Here is an 18,845-nt window from a genome sequence, read left to right as displayed (position 1 = left end):
TTGCTAAAAATAAGGTTTGCCAAGCTCTTGAAGGATGGCCCGCATTAATTGATTGGGATCAATGGGTTTGGCAAGGTGTTGCTGAAAGCCTGCCTTAAGTGCTTGCTGCTGATCGTATTCAGCCGCATACGCTGTTAGCGCGATCGCGGGAACTGTTTTTCCTCGTGGCATTGCTCGCAGCAGTTGCATCAGTCGGTAGCCATTCATCTCCGGCATTCCAATATCGCTAATAATCAGATCGGGAGTTGATTGCTCAATGGTATAGAGCGCTTCGGCGGCAGAAGATACAGCCGTGACGATCGCTTGCTCTTGCTCTAACATAAATGTGAGGATGTCTCGCGAATCCGCTTCATCTTCTACCACTAAAATTTGAACGTCCCTTAAGTTAGCGCTCGGTTCAGGCGCAGATGCAGGAGCCACTTCAACCTGATGTGTAGCCAGCGGAATTTTGACGGTAAAGGTGGCTCCCTGTCCTTCACCGGGGCTGTCTACTCCTACCACGCCACCGTGCAGTTCAGTAATTTGTCGGACGATCGCAAGTCCCAACCCTAAACCGCCAAACTTGCGAGTCGTTGCCCCATCTTCTTGGCGAAAATGCTCAAACACGTAGGGCAAAAACTGGTGGTTGATCCCTTTTCCGGTGTCGGTTACTTGAATCTGAGCGTGAGATTTGCCAGAAGAAAGGTCAATGGTAATCTGCCCGCTTTGGGGCGTGAATTTGACGGCATTGGAAAGGAGGTTCCACACAACTTGCTGTAAGCGTCCTGAATCTCCATTGACCATCACGCCCTGCTTAGCACCCGTTATTTGGATCAGTAAAGACTTCGCTTCAGCAGCTAATCGAACCGTTTCGATCGCGCTAGAAATGACCATACCTAGATCAACAGACGCGATCGCAAGGCTCATTTTGCCGCGTAGAATTCGAGAAATGTCGAGTAAATCATCAATCAACTGCACCTGAAGTTTGGCGTTACGTTCGATCGTGGCGAGCGCGTCTGTGACTCGTTCGCCTTTCAGTTTGCCTTGTTGCAGCAATCGCGACCAACCGAGAATCGGATTCATTGGTGTGCGGAGTTCGTGAGATACCACAGCGAGGAATTCATCTTTAATTCGATTGGCTTGCTCGGCCGCTTCGCGGGCGGCTTGTTCGCGCTGTAATAATTCTTCCCGCTCTTGCTCAGCCCGTTTACGATTGGTGATATCCACGACCATTCCCAACAACTGAGTCGGCGTGCCATTCTGGTCACAGTAAACACTGCTACGTACCCAAATCCAATGAATGCTTTGATCAGGGTGGATAATTCTGCACTCAAAATCCCAATTGGTATTGGCAGAGAGCGTTTGTTGAAACTTCTCGTTGACAAAGGCGCGATCGTTGGAGTGAACGTGAGTTAGAAAGATTTCGTAGCTCCATTCTGGCAGCAGTACTTCATAACCGAAGATTTGGTCGTGTCTAAGTGATCGGTGAGCAGTATGGGGTTCTGTGGTGAGATCGAGATCCCATGCGCCAATTTGGGAGGCATCTAACATGAATCGCAGTCGAGCCTCATTTTCTCGCAGATCGGCTTCAGCTTGTTTGCGATCGCTAATCTCAGCACATAGAATCGAAATGCCGTTTGGCGTTGGATAGACCCGATTTTCAAACCAGCGATTCCAAGCGCTGTAGTAATACTCGAACTGTACCGGCGTTTTTTCTCGCATCACCTGATGTAGGCGATCGTAGAACTCAGTGCCAACGAGATCGGGAAAGAAATCCCAAACGTTCTTGCCAATGACCGCTTCGCGCTGCATTTCGGCAATTTCGAGTTGACGATCGTTAATGTAAAGATAGCGCCAGTGATGATCCAACACAAAAAAACCGTCGCGTAGCGTAGACAACACCTCTTGCAGATTTGCTTCTGCGGTTTTGGCTTCCGTTCGCAGGGCATGTTCTCGTGATTGCGATCGTTGCCGTTGTTGGGCAAGTTTGAGACTCGATTCTACGCGGGCAACCAGTTCTCTGCCTGAAAAGGGCTTGATCAGATAATCGTCGGCTCCCGCTGCAAGTCCTTCGATCCGCGATTCTTCTCCGGCTCGTGCTGAGAGCAAGATGATCGGAATATTTTGCGTTTTCGGATCAGATCTGAGCGATCGCAGGAGTTCAAACCCGTCGAGTCCGGGCATCATCACATCAGTTAAGACGAGATCAGGAAGATGCGATTCTCCCGACGATCGCACAACATTGAGCGCTAAAGTGCCATCTGCCACGGTTTGAACCTCATACTTCCGGCTCAATAGCCGCTTGACATACTCGCGCATATCAGCATTGTCATCTGCAAGCAGAATACGAGCAGCAGGCTCAGCCGCCTTGACCTCCTGGATCTCTTCGGCTTCATGGTCAGTCGGCAGCCAGCTTAGCGCTTCTGTCACGAAGGGACTCGTTCTCGCAGTTCCGTCTGTGTTGCGCTCTGCGCTATGTCCTTCGGAGTTTGCGCCTTTGGCGCTAATCGCGACGGTATGACCGATCTCGCGTTGATGAATTGGTACATGCGCCGTTCCAGTCGGAATCGAAACGGTAAAGCAACTGCCTCGACCGAGAACGCTAGTCACATCAATCGTGCCAGCGTGGAGTTGCACGAGTTCTTGCACCAGCGATAAGCCAATCCCAGAGCCTTCAAAACTGCGTCCTTCTGCACCTCTAACGCGGTGAAAGCGCTCAAACAAATGCGGTAACTCTTCGCTAGGAATGCCAATACCCGTATCGGCAACGGCTAGTTCAACCCGATCGTCTAGCCATCTCAATCGAACAGTAATCCAGCCATGAAACGTAAACTTAAACGCATTAGACAATAGATTGAAGATAATTTTCTCCCACATCTCGCGATCACTGTAAATCGCTTCAGGCAGGGGAGGGCAATCGATCACAAGCTGCAACCCGGTTCGCTCGATCGCAGAGCGAAATACACTGGCAAGCTCAGCCGTATACGCCGCCAGATCCATTGGTTCATAGGTCGCTTGCGTGCGTCCTGATTCGAGGCGAGAAAAATCAAGCAGCGTATTGACGAGCTTAAGCAACCGTTGACCATTGCGCTGCACCACTTCAAGGCGATCGCGCTGCCGGAGAGAAAGCGGTTCCTCAGCATCTGCTAACGCTTCTTCTGCTTCACCTAACACCAACGTTAGAGGCGTGCGGAGTTCATGGCTAATGTTGCTGAAAAAAGTGGTCTTCGCCCGATCAAGCTCTGTTCGCGCCTGCTCATCTAACTTGTCTTGAGTGATGTCGCGAACTTCAATAATGGTGCCAACAACGCCATTGCCTTCTCGAATCGGACTAGCCGTATAAGCAACTGGATAGAAGCTTCCATCTTTGTGAACGAAAACTTCTTCTCCTTGCTCCTGATTGTTCTGCGGAAATGCTTGATCGATTGGACAGTCTTCTAGCGCATAGGGACGCCCATCCGGATGAGTATGATGAATGACATTGTGGAGCGCCTGCCCCTTCACTTCAGCCAACCGAAACCCCGTCAGTTGCTCTGCCGCCGCATTCATGTAAATGCACTGCTGCTGCTCATCCATGATAAAGAGAGCGAGGGTAGCGTTGTTGCAAACCGCTTCAAGTTGGCGTTTGTAATACTCAGCGTTGAGCGGCTCCTCTACACTCAGAGGAGGTGGATTACTGGGTAAATCTTGCTCTGCTGCTGTATCTTGTCGTGTCATAGCTCAAAGCAAACCTGCTGTTTTGGGGCGGTTTTGGGTCGAGTCAGTTTAACCCAGTCAATTATTCACTGATCCTGTTACTAACTGAGCCTATCGGCATATTAAAAGCGCGATCGCTTCTATTAGTGTATCGGGATCGATTGGCTTTGCGATATGGCGCTGAAAGCCCGCTGCGATCGCGCGTTGCTGATCGAGTTCCCCGGCATAGGCAGTGAGCGCGATCGCCGGAATGGCTCCGCCACGATTGGGGGGCAGGCTGCGAATCTGACGAATCAAAGTATACCCATCCATGTCTGGCATACCAATGTCACTTAGAAGGAGATCGGGAATAAGCTGAGAACCAGTTGCAGTTTCTTCTGAGTGAAAGGTGTTAATTGCGGCGGCTCCTGATGTAACGGCGATTACCGTTGCGCCTTCTTGCACCAAAGCAAATCGCACCAATTCACGAGAGTCGGAATCATCATCCACGACGAGAATGCGAGTGCCACTCAAATTCGCAGAAACTGTTTCTTTCGAGACATCGGCAGAAATAGCATTGACCCCTAGTGGAATCTTGACGGTAAAGGTGGCACCCTGATCTTCGCCCGGACTATTTACCGCGATCGCGCCGCCGTGGAGTTCGACGAGTTGACGCGCGATCGCTAGTCCTAATCCCAGTCCGCCAAATTTTCGAGTCGTAGTGCCGTCTTCTTGCTGGAATCGCTCAAACACATAGGGCAAAAAATCAGCACTGATACCTTTACCCGTGTCGGTTACTTGAATTTGGGCGTAAGTCCCTACTTTGTCTAAGTCAATTGTGACCTGCCCACCGCTAGGCGTAAACTTCACCGCATTGGACAACAAATTCCAGACAATTTGCTGCAATCGGCTCGAATCACCCATTACCGTTATTGTCTCTGTTGGCAGGTTAGTTTCAACAGCGATCGCTTTGGCTTCTGCTGCTAGTTTGCTAGTGTCGATCGCGGCTGTAATTACGCTGCGGAGATCAACCGCCTTCATGTCCAGACTTAACTTGCCTCTAAGAATTCGGGACACATCAAGCAAATCGTCGATGAGCTGCACTTGAAGTGTGGCATTGCGTTCGATCGTCTTGAGGGCTTCTTGAGTTTTGTCCGAATTGAGCCTGCCGCTTTGCAACAGTTTTGACCAGCCTAGAATCGGGTTGAGCGGCGTGCGGAGTTCGTGCGACAGAATCGCCAGGAATTCATCTTTGATGCGGTTGGCGGCTTCTGCGTCAGCTCGTGCCGATTGTTCTCGCTCTAATAACTGTTCGCGTTCTTGTTCTGCCAGTTTGCGTTCCGCTTCACGCTGCTTTGCAACGGTAATGTCTTCCGCCACTCCTGCCAGCCGATCGGGTTGTCCGTTTTCACCGCGCACCACAAAGCCGCGATCGCGCACCCATCGAATCGAGCCGTCAGGACGAACCACGCGATATTCTTCATCCATACTGCCCTCAGCGAGGCATCTTGCGGGAGCCGTCCTGACGAGATCGCGGTCGTCGGGATAAATGCTCTCGATCCAGGAGCTAAAGTCGCTCAGTAAACTCGCCCTAGATCGCCCCCAGACCTTTTCGTAGGCAGGACTCACGTAAAGCAACTGGTGAGCGTGCGGATCAAACAGCCAAAAGACGCTATGAATTGTTTCTGCCATTTGGCGAAAGCGCATTTCGCTCTCACTCAGTGCCGCTTGCTGCTCTTCTAAACTTGTCACGAGGTAGCGCAACGACTGGGACAGTTTGGCTAATTCATCCTGTCCTTTAACAATGGGAATTTCGACACGCGAGTTTCCTTGCCGACGCTGATCGGCGATCGCGGTAATCTTGAGCAAAGGATTTACAATTTGGCTAGCGCTAAGCCAGCTTAAAAGCGCAAATCCAATCCCAAATAAACTCCCTAAACCAAGAATTTGGCGTTGTAGCGATCGCGCGGGGGCAAGCGCAACATCTGCATCTTGACGCACCAGCACGCGCCAACCCAAGCCCGGATAGCTGCGATAGCCTCGGCTTTCTGCCACTCCGGTAATAAATTCTCCATCTGTCCACCGTTCGATCGCGTAATTCTGATTGGGCTGTGCCGTTTGTACATTGGGCAATGTTAGTCTCTTCCCTTCGTGAGACGGATCTCCTAGCAGCACAGTGCCTTGAGGATCGAGAATCAAGATTTCAACTTGTCGCTTGCGTCTTACCGGTTCGAGCAGGGACTTTTGAATCTCTTCTGTCCACTTCCAGTTGAGGTGGGCGGCAATGACCCCTTGCAAGTTTCCTTGTTTATCCCTAATAGGAGCCGCTAAATCTAAAAATCGAAGTGGCTCTTGATTCGGACGCTGTAAGATTGGCTCTAGCAACTTAGCACGATGCACATCTCCCACAAACGGACGGACTTGTGCTTTCCGAAACCAGTCTTTAGACGATGCATCAACCCCCTCTAAAATGCCCTGCGTACTGGCGGTAATGATTCCTCGCTTGTTTGTGATGCCGATCCAAGCATAGTCTGGGTAGGTCTGCTGGGTCTGATTAAGCAGCGATCGCTGTTCTGCAACTAAAGCGTTAGGATTCCGAATTGGTGGCAAGGCAGCGAGAATTTGAATTTCGCGATACCGCTCGAACATCCCCCGATCAAGTTTGTCTGCCATTTGGGAGGCGAGTTCTGCCAAAGCTTCTCCCTGTGTAGCTTGGAGCCGCTCTTGAGTCGTGTTGCCCACACTCCAACTCAGCAGCAAACACAGCAAAATCACAATGCCACCCGTTGCTACTCCCAAGCGAGCTTTGAGGCTGTGGTTTGGGTTAAGAGACATCACGCGATCGCGGAAAGGCAAATTAACCATACAAGCAGTAGCGAGAACTGGAATGGATGGGAGACGACAGAATATCCTCTTTTTAAAGATAGACAACGCGATTTCGCCGATCAGCTTCCAATCAGACCTCAGTAGACTACGCCAATCGGAGGGTGTCAGGGCTCTATCTTAAGGGGGAAGCCAATTTTAGAATAAACTCTCAATTGTTGGCAGCGCTACCTTCAACCTGCATTCTTACTTGTTGCGGGGGTAGTGCTGCAACAAATAAGAATGCCTGCGGCAACACTTCGTAGATAAGGATGGAAGAATAGCTCTGCTGACTTCCTTATCTCTTTCTAAACATCTCTTTCTAAACCCACACCTTAAAAATGGCAGACCACTTAGTTTAAATGGGGTGTTGGAACGCTTTGGTGACTTGAAGCCGCACCCTCGGTTGAAAGCATTTCCTGTGCTTCAGCCAGCATCGCATCCTCGACCGATCGCGGCAACTGAACGTCGGCTCCATTTGTGACGGCTCCGAGCAGTCGTAAATTGTCCGATTCATTCAGTTGATCAATTGCCGTTTCGAGCAAGCTTTGCTGCGTCACGCCCGGCCGGGTCACGAGAATCATGCCGTCTGTCAAGGGTTCGAGTAGGAGCGCGTCATTGCACTTACTGAGCGCCGGAGAATCGACAATCACCAGGTCGAAGCGCCCCCGTGCGTCTTCTAGTAATCGTCGCATTTCACTCGATTCTACAATCGACGCAGATTGCTGCTGCGGACCTGGACTCGGCACAACATAAAGGTTCTCCACATCAGGCGCGAGACGAATACAGTTGCTAATTTGTCCTAAGAATCGAAGCGGCTCAACTTGACTATCGGGATCAGGCGATAGATGGACGTAGCGAGACGCAGACCCCGATCGCAGGTCGGCTTCAACCAGTAAGGTGCGTTTGCCCGCACGAGCAGACGCGATCGCCAGGTTATACGCCGTGACGGTCTTCCCTTCTCCATCGACTGTACTGATGACCATCACGACTCGCGGCGCTTTCACATCGCTCAACCGCAAATTACTCCGAAACCGCTCATAGTATTCAAAGTACGGCGAATTGGGCTGAGCCAAGACTGGGGAACTGCCGGGAATAAATGATTTCACGCGCGGCAGAACGCCCAAAATGGGCACATCTCGCTGTCGAATGGCTTCGCGCAAGTCTTCTTCCGTGTAGAATGTGCCTTCTAGAGTATCAAGTAAAAAGACGAGACCCGCCCCGATAACCAACCCGACAACACCGCCGATACCGAGCGTGATTGGGATACTTTTTGGAGCCTTGAGACTGGCAGGAGCTACGGATGGATTTTTCGCTAAGCTCAAGCTACTGACGGTCTCGGCCTCTGCCGCTCTGGCATCGACAAGCTTTTGCTGCATCTGATCATACAGGCTCTTTTTGAGCCTCACCTGATCTTCAAGGCGAACCCGCTCCATCTGCTTATTAGGAATGCTAGAGAATTCCTGTCGAAGCTCTTGCTGCGATCGCGCCGTTGAAATTAGCTGTTGCTGAAGCGTTTCTTGTTGAGTTTTGAGGTTAACTAGCGTGTTGGCTAACTGCTGTCTAGCCGGATCAAGGCTGCTATCTTGACGCACATTGCCGATCAGTGGGGCAGCAGAACCATTGCCCCTTATTACTTCAGCAGCTCGTCTCCTCAGTTCTTCGTTAAACGCTTCTTGCTGTTTTCTCAGCGTTACCATTTGAGGATGCTCAGAGCGCAAATCTTTACCTAAAACTGCCATTTGGGACTCGACTTGCTGAATTTGGGCACGCAGAGTCGCAATGATCGGGTCGGCACTTAGGGCGGACGAGACATACGCTTGGTTGGGATCGAGCCCCAGTTTGGCCTGTAAACTGCGAATCTGCGTATTTACGCCGTCTAACTGGAGTTGCAAATCTCTCGCCTGCTGCTGGCTCCCCGTGATGGATTTGATGATGCTGCCATCCTGCGCTGCTAGAATTTGGGGTCCTTGCGATCGATCAAAATTCTCCAGAGCGTTCTCGGTGGTCGTCAATTCGCTTTTCACCGTTGGCAATCGTTGCTGAATCGAGTCAATCACCGATCGCAATCGCGCCGAATTATTCGACCGACTCTGCTCGACAATCCGTTGCGTCACTTGCCCAATTACACTAACGGCGCGTTGCTGATCTCTGTCTTTGTACGTCACATCGATCTGTGCTTTCCCACCGCCGTCCTTTGCTTTGTCACCACCTCCGCCAATTTTGACCGCAATATTGCTGCTCAGTTCTTTGGGCTGAAGTCCGACCTCTTTTGCGATCGCTTCGATCAACTCTTTCGGCAACAGCGTTTCGGCTGTAAACGTCTCGACAGGCTGCCGCACTTCCGTACCAATGGTTGAAAACGCGATCGGCGGCGCATTAGAGACAAGCGAGGCTTCAGCAAGGTAGCTGGGTGGTGCTTCAGGCTGAATGGCGATGACTCCGGCTGCCCCCAGTCCTACTGCAACCCCGGCAGGAATGACCCATTTATAACGGTTAACGGCGAGAAAGTAGCGCTTGATGATGGGAGGAGACATAGGTAGAAGCCCGTCGAGTTAGAGAAGACTATCGATCGTTATCGTTATCGCTGTTATTCGGACCAAACAGATTAGCTGCACCGCTTCGCAATTCCCGGAAGAACAGCAGGAATCCCAGCACGTCTCGGAAGGGCTGAGTGAAGGTATTGAGCGCGTAGGTGATCTTGCCGACCAAGTTGCGACCAATCACAATCACATCATTATCTTCTAAGACAACATTCTGCGTCAGGTCGCCCATGAGAACATTTTTTGCATTAATGTCACGAGACACAGCCTCTTTCTTCACCGGATCAAAGCGGATCAGGGCAACTCTGCGAAAATCGATGCGATCGGGATTGGGGCGAGCCGCAGATAAGGCGTCTAGAAACGTGCTGCCGTTGGGAAGCGTCACATTGCCTAAGCCGCTACTGGCATAACTCAGAACCCGTACCGTAATTTGAGGTTTCACTAAGGTCGAGCGAGCAACCAAGTCGCGATCGTACTCCTGAGCCGCACTTTGCTCAATTTTTGGAATCACCACAACATCCCCATCTTGCAGCCGTAAATCGGGCAACGCAGACCCATCTTTCAAGGGGGTGATCAAATCGAGTTCTTCTTCCAGGGTCGAACCATCCTGCAAACTGCGTTTGACTCGAACGGCTCGCAGGTCGGCGGTTGAGGTTGCACCTCCTGCGATCAACAATGCCGAACTGATCCGCGGCAGTTGAAGCGGGTATAACCCCGGACGAGTGATTTCGCCAGTTAGGGTGACTAAGACTGGGCGAGGATTACTCAGCGCTAGATACACAATCGGATTAATCACATAGCGATCGAGTCCTTGCCGGACTCTCTCTTGGGCTTGTTCGATCGTCAATCCCTGTAGCGACAGACGCCCGAGCAGCGGAGCGGTGATATTTCCTTCTTGATCGATCGTGGCCTGGAAATTCAAATCGGAGAATCGTTGAACCACGACTGAAATGGTGTCTCCTCCGCCCAAGCGGTATGGCTCAAAGGCTTGAGTCGGGAGCGCATTTATGGGTGGAACAGGCGTAACGACAGCAGGCACCGTCGGTACAGTTGGTACAGGTACAGTTATAATCGGCGCAGGTACAGTCGGCACAGGTGCAGTTGGCCCGGGTACAGTTGGCACAACTACACGGCTTGGTGTGCTTGGAGTTGGCATCGGCGCTGGAAGCTCACCCCGCTCCCGGAGTCGTTGCCGAGCTTGCTCAACGAGATCTAAAGACGTCGGACGCCGAGGAGACACAGTTGGGTCGGTGTTGCGCTCTGGTACGATTGGATCTGCCGGGTTGAGAACAGGAGGCATCGGAGTCTGACTCATTAGAGTTTGACTGGATGCAGAATCAGCCCATACTGAGTTGGTAAGCCAAGTCAGCATCCCAAGTGGCAACGTCGCTGCGACAGAATGAGTACCGATTAAACAGAAAGCAGTCAGTCGAGAAGCTAAAGACATAACGAGAAGACGGGCGGGCTAATATCACGATGGATCTCACCGATACTCAGTAAATACCCATTTGATCAAGATTATTCACACTGACCCCATTGGTTTCAGGGATCTCAGTATCAGATTTGTGTTGTTTTTGATGAAGTTTGCCCTTCATTTTACGGGTGGATCACAAATTCGCTCACCCAGCGTTCTCTTTTAAAGCACCCTCCATCAAGGTGATTTGCACAGTCTGAGCTAATGACTCTAGTTTCGACCAAGATTTCTCAATGTCGTCTAAGGGTTCGATGGGCATTAACAGACTCACCGCCACCCAAGGCACGCGACGATCGCTCCATTGCGCAATGCGGTCAGCCACAAACCAATGGCTCGGCATGGGATGCCCTCCCCCTGACCAGGCATACCATTGCAATACTGCATAGGTTTGTCTGTCAGTCCACGCTCGAAAAAAGCGGGCGGTGACTTGAGCAGGCGATTTGGAGGTGATAAATTCTGCGGTTCGGGTAGAATCAGTTTTCCAGCCTTGAACGCCGTCGAGATCAGTCCATTCTACGGCAGGCTGATCTAACGGCCCATTTTGCGGAAACAGAAATATGGTTGCTTTTGTTGGAGAGCTATTTATTGGAGAACTTGTTTGAGAACTATCTATAGCCCTGTCTGGGTTGCGCTTCTCGCTAATCGTTTGTTGCAGCCAGCGATGCTCCCCAATGATTGAAACGCGCCGGTCATCAGTTTGCCACTCTGTCAACGTCAGCCCATCTTGTCTAAGCTGCTTGAGTTGCTTGAGAACTGTGACTCTTGGCGGCGATGTCCAACGCCAGTTGCCGCCCGATAAGTAGCCTGGAATTGCCCCCCAACAGACGAGGACAACCAGCAACAGGAGAAGACTTAACTTGGCGAGGGAAAGCTGCTTGAGCTTGGGTAGAGACAGGTGCATGAGGCAAACTCAGATAGGGGCAAAATTTAAGGCAAGTCTTGAGTTACGGCTGGCGCGAAGAACGCTTCAAGTTGACGAATTACTACCACCAGTAAACCCAGCATGATAGCCGAGTAGCCATCGCCGCCCCAGCCATCGTGTAACCAATGAAAAGCAGCGGTTTGGCTCGTGCCATGAAAGTACGCCAGCAGGGTATTTCGGACAATATTTGCGAGAATGCTAGTTGCGATCGTGGCGGTCAAAAAAGAAATAACGATGGGGCGCACCCGCAAGTTATCTGTCCAATACAGCAACATCAGCGCCACATATAAACTGGTAAACAGCATCTTCAGTCCAGCACAATAAGGTGCTACCTCTACGAGCTTGCCTCCAACTGATAGGTAGATGTTTTGCACGGTCACATCCATTCCCAATTGAGCCAGAACGAATCCTGCACTTCCCGCAATAAAGGCTTGTAGCGGTAGGGTATAAGGTGCAATCAGATAAGGAATTTCGTTTGGGGTTGCCAAAAAGACGAGTAGCAGTGGAAATGATTGTAGCTTCAGACCCGGTATGCCTTTGAGCCATAAGCACAGTCCGGTAAGCAGCACAGGAAACGAGATATTGACCGGATCAGGTAATCCACTGAGATATAAGACTCCAGCCATCAGTAGAAATACTGCGCCTGACAGGGTTACCCCTGCAAATTCTTGGCGCTGCTTTGGGCGTGCTGTCATTCGATGTAGAACGTCTTGAGGCGAATCGAGCCGTTGCCATCGTCGGCGGTGTGTCCAGGCGATGTATGCAGCAAACGGCAGCCCGATCAGCCCATGGCTAAAGTACTCGTGTTCGATGCTGATAGATTTTCGCAGCCAACCGTCATACCAGTGAACCAGTAGAGGAGCATACATCAGCGTCAGTAAGCCGAGTAGAGCAGCATCACTCCAATAGCGTTCGATAAGAGAGATCCGGGCAGTTCGCATGGCGTTAGGCCGAGAGTTGGATTGCAGATGGTGTGGCGAGAGCTTCCTCAATCGCGCCCATCACTTGTATCACATGTTCCTCAGTAAGACCCGGATACATGGGTAAAGAAATAATTTCTTGACAAAGGGCTTCTGCGATCGGGAAGTCTCCGGCGCGGTAGCCCAAGTTCTTAAATGCAGGTTGGAGATGGCAGGGCAACGGATAGTGAATTCCGGTTTGAATTCCTTGGGTGTCTAGATAGGCTTGCAGCGCGTCTCGATTGACCAGGCAGGGGGTCTCACCCAGCAGTGTATTCCGAAACGCTCGAAGCACATAGAGATGATAAACATGACCTTTACCGCTTTGGTTTTGAATCGGCAACAACCCTTTAGAGTGGAGCGGTTTCAGGAGTGCGTTGTATTGCTCGGCGATTTGGCGGCGATCGCGGTTCCACTCATTTAGGTACGGCAGTTTGACACCTAGAACAGCCGCTTGCATCGAATCCAATCGACTGTTTGTGCCGTAATCGGTGTGAAAATATTTGCGGGGTGCGCCATAGTTTCGTAGGGACCGGAGTTTTGTGGCGATCGCCTCGTCTTGAGTGACAACCATGCCACCATCACCCAACGCCCCCAAATTCTTACTCGGATAAAAACTAAAGGCGGCGGCCATGCCGACTGAACCTGCTTTGTATCCTTCTCGCTGAGCTAAATGTGCCTGCGCTGCATCTTCAAAAATTAGCAAACCGTACGTGTTTGCTAAATCTCGTAACAAGGTCGGCGATACCATTTGACCGTAGAGATGCACAGGCACGATCGCGCGAGTTCTGGGTGTGATTGCGTTTTCTGCCGCCACTAAATCGAGCAGTGCGGTCTTCGGATCGCAATCGACTAAGATAGGAACTGCGCCTGTTCTTAAAACGCCAATTAGAGTGGCGACAAATGTATTCGCCGGTAGAATAACTTCATCACCATTGCCAATTCCGCAAGCTTGCAAACCAAGTGCGATCGCATCCGTTCCACAAGCGACCCCTACTCCAAATGAGGCTCCGCAGGCGGCGGCGAAAGCCTGCTCAAATTCCACAACCGCTTGTCCTAAAACATAATCGCCTCGCTCGATCACCGTGCGAATAGCGCGATCGATCTGCGCTTGAATGGGTTGGTGTTGCGGCGTCAAATCGACAAATGGAATGGTGGTAGGAATGCTCTGCATAAGTCATGTCAGTAAGGAAGCTAGTCAGGTTAGAGTACCCACAGAAGGGGTATCAATTTAGATTTGCATGATTTCTAGAGCGCGTCTGTCAACGCGCTTTAAATCGCCCTGTTCTTCGATGACATTAATTCTTCGATGATATTAATTCAATGACATTAAATTAATATCATTGAGCGCCAACTGAGTGATCGCAACTTGAGCGCTATGGCCTGCTCTTTTCCCTTACCCTGGCTTCTCCACTTCTGGAAGCTTCAAAAACTCGACTGTAATCCAACGCGGTAAGTTAGTCCGGGTTGATAGATGCGATTCGATTTTTCATACGTGCGATCGGCAAGGTTCTCAAGCAGCAGCGTGAATCCTAACTGGTTTGTAATCGGAATCCGGACTCCAAAATCTAAGTTAATCCAGCCCGGAGAGAACTCGCGACTATCGTCTCCTGGGTTTAGAAAGATTGCTCGCCGTGCCCCGCTAAAGTAGCTGATATATAAATTCACTTCCCAGCCATTCGAGGCATAGCCAACGCCCAACTGGGCTACAGAGTAAGGGATTGAGCTTAACTGCAATCCTTTTTCAGCACCACTTCCAATCTTGGCATCGGTGTAGGTGTAGTTCACAAACGTTGACCACTGCGGCGAGGCTTGCCAGCGCACGGCAGCTTCTAACCCGTTTGTATTCACGAGTCCAATATTTGTCCAACGTCCCGATTGGATGCCTAAGCGATCGTTTAATCGACTGCCAAAGTAGGTGAATTGCCCGGTTAACTGCGAGGAAAGCTGAACATCGACTCCTGCTGACCAAGACGCACCCGTTTCAGGGTCTAAGTCTGGATTAGGCAACCAATTATGCACGGTGTCGAACAGGTAAAGTTGATCGAGTCCTGGATTGCGATGCACCGATACGACACTGCCACGCACCGCAACATTCGGAGAAATCGCCCAGCGTGCGCCCACACTGGGATTAAGATAACTTCCGAAATCACTGGTAAAGTTTTGCCGCAGTCCAACTTCAGCCTGTAAAGTGTTGGTAATTTGCCAAGTATTGAGTGCAAATAGAGACGCTTGAAAGCGATCGCGCTCAATCTCACCATTCAATCTCGAAAATTGAGGCACGGTACTAGACAGTTCTCCTGTGAGAAACGCATTCTGCAGATCAATTCCCCACTGAAGATTGTTGGTTCTACTGGTTTGCCAATTATGTTCAACTCTAGCGTTTAAGGCGCGAGAATTGAGGTCTCCTGTCCGAAAAAATCTCGCTTGGGCGGGACCTGACGTGTTGAATTTGTCTTGATTGAACGATAGCGTTGTCGTTAAGGTTGAGTCGTTGCTGTTACCTAGCTGAGATTGCCAGGTTAAGCCAGCATTTAGCTTGTCGTGATTCAAGCGATCGCGCTGAATCGGAAAGCCAAAATATAGCAGTCCTCTTCGACTGGTAATTGCCGAAACATCTAAACTCAACGTGTTACGCGAGTTCAGATCTACGCTGAAGTTGCCATAGTAATTCTCAATCTTGGCATCGCTATTAAATAGTCTTCCATCTGCGCCGCGATTGGCTGCACCGATGGGCACTCGATAGTCGTTGTCTGCTTTAAACCGTTCGTAACTGAGAATGTAGTTTAACTTGCCTGACGAGCCTGTAAAGTTGCCCCGATAATTCGATAGCCCATAGGAGCCGAATTGTGCGAGTCCGTTCAGTTTTGGTGGGCCGCTCCCCTTTTTTGTGATGATGTTAACCACACCGCCTACTGCTTCTGAGCCATAGAGCGTTGCGCTGGTTCCGCTCGATAGTTCGACTTGCTCGATCGCACCTGTAGGAATGCCGTTTAGATCGGTTGCACCATGATAGGTATTAACGTTCGTTCCGATCGGTCTGCCATTGAGCAAGAACACGGACTGATTAATCGATGCGCCCCGGTAGAACGTTCCAGTATGAATATCTGCGCCATAGCCGACATCATTGATCGCAAATCCTGGTAGACCGCGTAAAACTTCTGCGGCGCTGTCTGCTCCCTGCTTGCGAATCTCATCTGACTGAATTCTATACACCGGGCTAGACGTTGGCTTTTGGCGTTTTCCTTCAACGACAACCTCTTCTTCAGATTGCGATTCATCCTCTTCTTCAGATTGCGATTCATTAGAAGGTGCTTGAGTCACGATTGAAGGAGTTGAAATTTGAGCCAACTTCGCTTGAGATACGTTAACCCCCGGTTCAATCAGTAATTTAGCCTCAGTTTTTGGCTCAAGGTCGCGGATTCGCAGTACTGGTGTTGAGTTCTGCTCAATGCTGAACTCATTGGATAAGGCATTAATAATAGAGTTTGAGCTACGATTCGCTTTTCTAAATTCTAAAGTGTTATGCCTAGCATTGCTCCGAGCGTTGACAGTAACAGCGACATCTTCTACTTCAGTTGCTTTAACAGAAAGAACTTCAGCGAATACTAGGTTAATGCTCAGGAATGCAGTACTTGCGGCCCCTAACGTTAGTTTAAGATTAAGATTTTGTTTCAGCACAGTGTCTACTTCAATTCAGAATTACCTGCCAGGTCAAGGGTTAGGCAATCTTGGTGACACAAATATCATTTGAGCAAAGGTGTACTGCCGTCAAAAGACAGTTCGTCGTACCTGCGGCGGTACACAGTTTAAAGAACAATCTAAAGTCGCCAAGACAATCTGCTCTAAACACTTAAGGTGAAGACACTGAGCCTAGACGGATTGTTAATTTTGCGGATCAGGCAGAAGCTTTAGCTCAATTCCCTTCTGAAAAATTTGTAAACGATTCAGATGTGGTGAGCCGACGAAAAATATAGTGAAACAGACATGCGAAACCTGGCGATTGGCTTTGCCAAGCTCCAAAGGATCGCATTCTACTCAAAGCATCGCGAGCCGTGGAATTAGAGCAGGTGAAGGTTTACGGAATTGGACGAGCAAAGATGCAAATCTGGAAAGGATTGACCAACTTCAATAGAAGTACGAAAAGTACGGCTTTGGTAGTAACAGAATTCTAAATTGCCAGAACCAATCGCCTAGCCTATTCAAGCAGGTAATTGGAAATCTAGAAGCCACCGCCCCTATTTTGCTTGATTCCGAACCTGCCGCGCTACATCTAACAACGTTGACCAGCGTTTCTGAAGTTGCTTTGCTGTCAGCCTCAGCGTTTGCATGATCTCTTGATCATCGGCTTTGGCTTGTTTGAGTTGCAGAAGCTGTTGCTGATCGACCGAAAGAGTTCCTAAGAAGATGTCCCACTGCTGAGTGGAGAGTCCAAAGTTTTGATCTAAATCAGCTCCAAGCCATTCGTGAACGACTTTCCAATTGCCAGAGGTCGTGAACTTTTCAACGTGATATTTAAAGCGCTGTTGCAGATAATCGCGTTGCCGGGGTGTCAAATTCAGAATGTCATCGATCTCCGGCACAGACAGATCTTTGAGCTTGAGCGTGAGATAGTCTACACAGTCTTGTTGCCCTTGAGATCCGAGATATTGCATTAGTTCAGCAATAACGCGATCGCGCAATCCCGATTCCGACGAATCATCTTTATCGGCTACCATCTGCTCTCGAATCATTTGCAGCACTGGAGACCGTCCATAGGTATCGGCTTCGTCACCTTTGGCAGTTTCCATCGCCGTTTCAATATCGACTGCAATTTCTTGAGGCTGACGACTAGCAAAGCGCTGCGCCCGTAGAATCACAAGCTGTTGGCTGTGCTGAGTGGGTAGGGTAATGCGACGCTTGCCGTATTGCTCAGTAAAGGCCATATATTCTGCCAGTTCTAGCCGAGTCCGAGGCTGATAGGTTTCGGCTAACTGATTTTCCCGACGGAACGCTCTTAGCGATTCGGTGTAAAAGCCTTGGAGAAAATCTTCGATTAAGCTGTACCGTGCTTGAAAGCTCAGTTGCAAGTGAGCGGGCGCGATCGGACGGTACACCATCGTACTGAGACTGCTGTGAAGCTCAACCCGACCTTGACGCGACCCTAATCGGTAGTAATGAACGCACTTTTGCAGCCGATACCGCGCCAGCGTTAGCCGCCAAGACCCAACTTCGCCTGAATGCTGAATGCGATCGCTCTTTGCACAAATTCGTTCTACTTCTGTTGCAATCCGGTCAGCAACGGCATGCACTGTTTTGCCCGCCACAGTTAGCTCAGATTCCAGTTCGGCTGCTAGCAGGTTGACCAGACGCTCGGTTGAATTGAGTTCTCCAGAGTGATCTGCTACACCAATGTGGCTAGAATCCCAATTCTCATTCTCTAAGGGAGTAACGGTTAGCCGCTTAGAATCTTTAATAGATTTTGCGTTCATAGGTTCGACCTGGACTTGGTAGTGCACATTAGTGTCTACATGTCATTGCCCTGTAGCTTCGGGAAAGATTAGCTAGGCATATGTCAGTTTTTGAGGTGGTTAGAAAAATCCTCAACCTAAGAAGATCGGCTCAACCGAGTGCAGACGGTTAAAACCGTTTCGTCGTTAGTCACGATAAGGAATGTAGGCGTAGCGATCGCTTAACTAAGTAATAAATAATACCTTTGATTACCTTTCATCAAGTGGACAGTTATTCAGGTGGCAGCCCAAGGTGCTCAGGCAACGGTTGCCCATTCGGAAGCCGCTTGCCATCCTAGACCTTTCCGTACCATCGCTGGGTCGTCGCCTGTCAGATCGAGAATTGTGGATACGGCATAGGACGGTTCTTCTCCGGTATCTACAATAACGTCTACCAAGCGATCCATACTGTCAAATAATTCGGCTAACGACAGGTTTTCTGGATCGCGTACTTTCACTGGAATGATCTCATCATCTACTGGAACGTGGGCAGACGTTGAAATTAAAGGATTTCCCATTGCCGATAACAAGGCTTGACATACAGCACTATCGGGAACACGAATACCAGTCGTTTTGCGCTTCGGATTCATTACCAGCTTCGGCACTAATTTTGTTGCTGGCAGCAAAAAAGTGTAGGGACCCGGAATCAAACTCCGCATAATGCGATAAGCCTGATCAGTCACCACGGCATACTGAGCGATGTCTGAAAGTGAGGGACAAAGAAACGTCAGGGGCTTGTCGTTAGACATCTGTTTGAGCTTTCGCACCCGCTCTACGCCAGATTTTGAGTTGAGATCGCAGCCGATCGCATAGACCGTATCGGTTGGGTAAAGTACAGTCGCTCCACTTCGCAGGGCATCGGCAATTTGATCAACGCTACGAGCTTGCGGAGTGTCAGGATGAATTTTGTAGGTAGTCGCCATAGCTGATAGTTGAAATAGG

At 50.1% G+C, this 18,845-nt stretch carries 10 protein-coding genes; all 10 read right to left on the bottom strand.

Annotated features, from left to right (window positions below; translation table 11 throughout):
- Positions 1–3 precede the first annotated feature (3 nt).
- The 10 genes from AC5JLB_RS13285 to AC5JLB_RS13240 all read right to left on the bottom strand — a co-directional run bounded on the left by AC5JLB_RS13285 (position 4) and on the right by AC5JLB_RS13240 (position 18,826).
- The gene (locus tag AC5JLB_RS13285; protein ID WP_495874308.1) at positions 4–3,696 is read right to left on the bottom strand and encodes an ATP-binding protein; all 3,693 of its coding nucleotides are present in this window, start codon (positions 3,694–3,696) and stop codon (positions 4–6) included.
- Positions 3,697–3,786: 90 nt separating this feature from the next.
- A complete protein-coding gene (locus tag AC5JLB_RS13280) occupies positions 3,787–6,519 on the bottom strand; it encodes a hybrid sensor histidine kinase/response regulator (protein ID WP_495874307.1) in 2,733 nt (910 codons plus the stop codon).
- A gap of 350 nt (positions 6,520–6,869) precedes the next feature.
- Positions 6,870–9,053 (bottom strand): GumC family protein, encoded by a 2,184-nt coding sequence (locus AC5JLB_RS13275; protein WP_495874306.1) that lies wholly within the window; start codon positions 9,051–9,053, stop codon positions 6,870–6,872.
- A 28-nt stretch (positions 9,054–9,081) separates the two neighbouring features.
- Positions 9,082–10,374: a polysaccharide biosynthesis/export family protein gene (locus tag AC5JLB_RS13270; protein ID WP_495874305.1), complete on the bottom strand. Its 1,293-nt coding sequence runs from the start codon at positions 10,372–10,374 to the stop codon at positions 9,082–9,084.
- A 304-nt stretch (positions 10,375–10,678) separates the two neighbouring features.
- Positions 10,679–11,434, bottom strand: coding sequence for a cyanoexosortase B system-associated protein (locus AC5JLB_RS13265; protein WP_495874304.1), 756 nt, complete (start codon positions 11,432–11,434; stop codon positions 10,679–10,681).
- Between the two features lie 26 nt (positions 11,435–11,460).
- Positions 11,461–12,396, bottom strand: coding sequence for a cyanoexosortase B (gene crtB / locus AC5JLB_RS13260; RefSeq protein ID WP_495874303.1), 936 nt, complete (start codon positions 12,394–12,396; stop codon positions 11,461–11,463).
- Between the two features lie 4 nt (positions 12,397–12,400).
- On the bottom strand, positions 12,401–13,588 hold the full coding sequence (locus AC5JLB_RS13255; RefSeq protein WP_495874302.1) for a DegT/DnrJ/EryC1/StrS family aminotransferase: 1,188 nt from the start codon (positions 13,586–13,588) through the stop codon (positions 12,401–12,403).
- Positions 13,589–13,839: 251 nt separating this feature from the next.
- A complete protein-coding gene (locus AC5JLB_RS13250) occupies positions 13,840–16,095 on the bottom strand; it encodes a TonB-dependent receptor plug domain-containing protein (protein ID WP_495874301.1) in 2,256 nt (751 codons plus the stop codon).
- A 557-nt stretch (positions 16,096–16,652) separates the two neighbouring features.
- Positions 16,653–17,885 (bottom strand): hypothetical protein, encoded by a 1,233-nt coding sequence (locus AC5JLB_RS13245; protein ID WP_495874300.1) that lies wholly within the window; start codon positions 17,883–17,885, stop codon positions 16,653–16,655.
- A gap of 275 nt (positions 17,886–18,160) precedes the next feature.
- The gene (locus tag AC5JLB_RS13240) at positions 18,161–18,826 is read right to left on the bottom strand and encodes an L-threonylcarbamoyladenylate synthase (protein ID WP_495874299.1); all 666 of its coding nucleotides are present in this window, start codon (positions 18,824–18,826) and stop codon (positions 18,161–18,163) included.
- Between the last annotated feature and the right edge of the window lie 19 nt (positions 18,827–18,845).

The sequence above is a fragment of the Myxacorys chilensis genome, assembly GCF_059505265.1.
This window is presented reverse-complemented; position numbering and strand designations above follow the sequence as displayed.

Coding starts and splice junctions, on each gene's coding strand:
- AC5JLB_RS13285 (WP_495874308.1), bottom strand. CDS start 3,696: ATGACACGACAAGATACAGCAGCAGAGCAAGATTTACCCAGTAATCCA.
- AC5JLB_RS13280 (WP_495874307.1), bottom strand. CDS start 6,519: ATGGTTAATTTGCCTTTCCGCGATCGCGTGATGTCTCTTAACCCAAAC.
- AC5JLB_RS13275 (WP_495874306.1), bottom strand. CDS start 9,053: ATGTCTCCTCCCATCATCAAGCGCTACTTTCTCGCCGTTAACCGTTAT.
- AC5JLB_RS13270 (WP_495874305.1), bottom strand. CDS start 10,374: ATGAGTCAGACTCCGATGCCTCCTGTTCTCAACCCGGCAGATCCAATC.
- AC5JLB_RS13265 (WP_495874304.1), bottom strand. CDS start 11,434: ATGCACCTGTCTCTACCCAAGCTCAAGCAGCTTTCCCTCGCCAAGTTA.
- crtB (WP_495874303.1), bottom strand. CDS start 12,396: ATGCGAACTGCCCGGATCTCTCTTATCGAACGCTATTGGAGTGATGCT.
- AC5JLB_RS13255 (WP_495874302.1), bottom strand. CDS start 13,588: ATGCAGAGCATTCCTACCACCATTCCATTTGTCGATTTGACGCCGCAA.
- AC5JLB_RS13245 (WP_495874300.1), bottom strand. CDS start 17,885: ATGAACGCAAAATCTATTAAAGATTCTAAGCGGCTAACCGTTACTCCC.
- AC5JLB_RS13240 (WP_495874299.1), bottom strand. CDS start 18,826: ATGGCGACTACCTACAAAATTCATCCTGACACTCCGCAAGCTCGTAGC.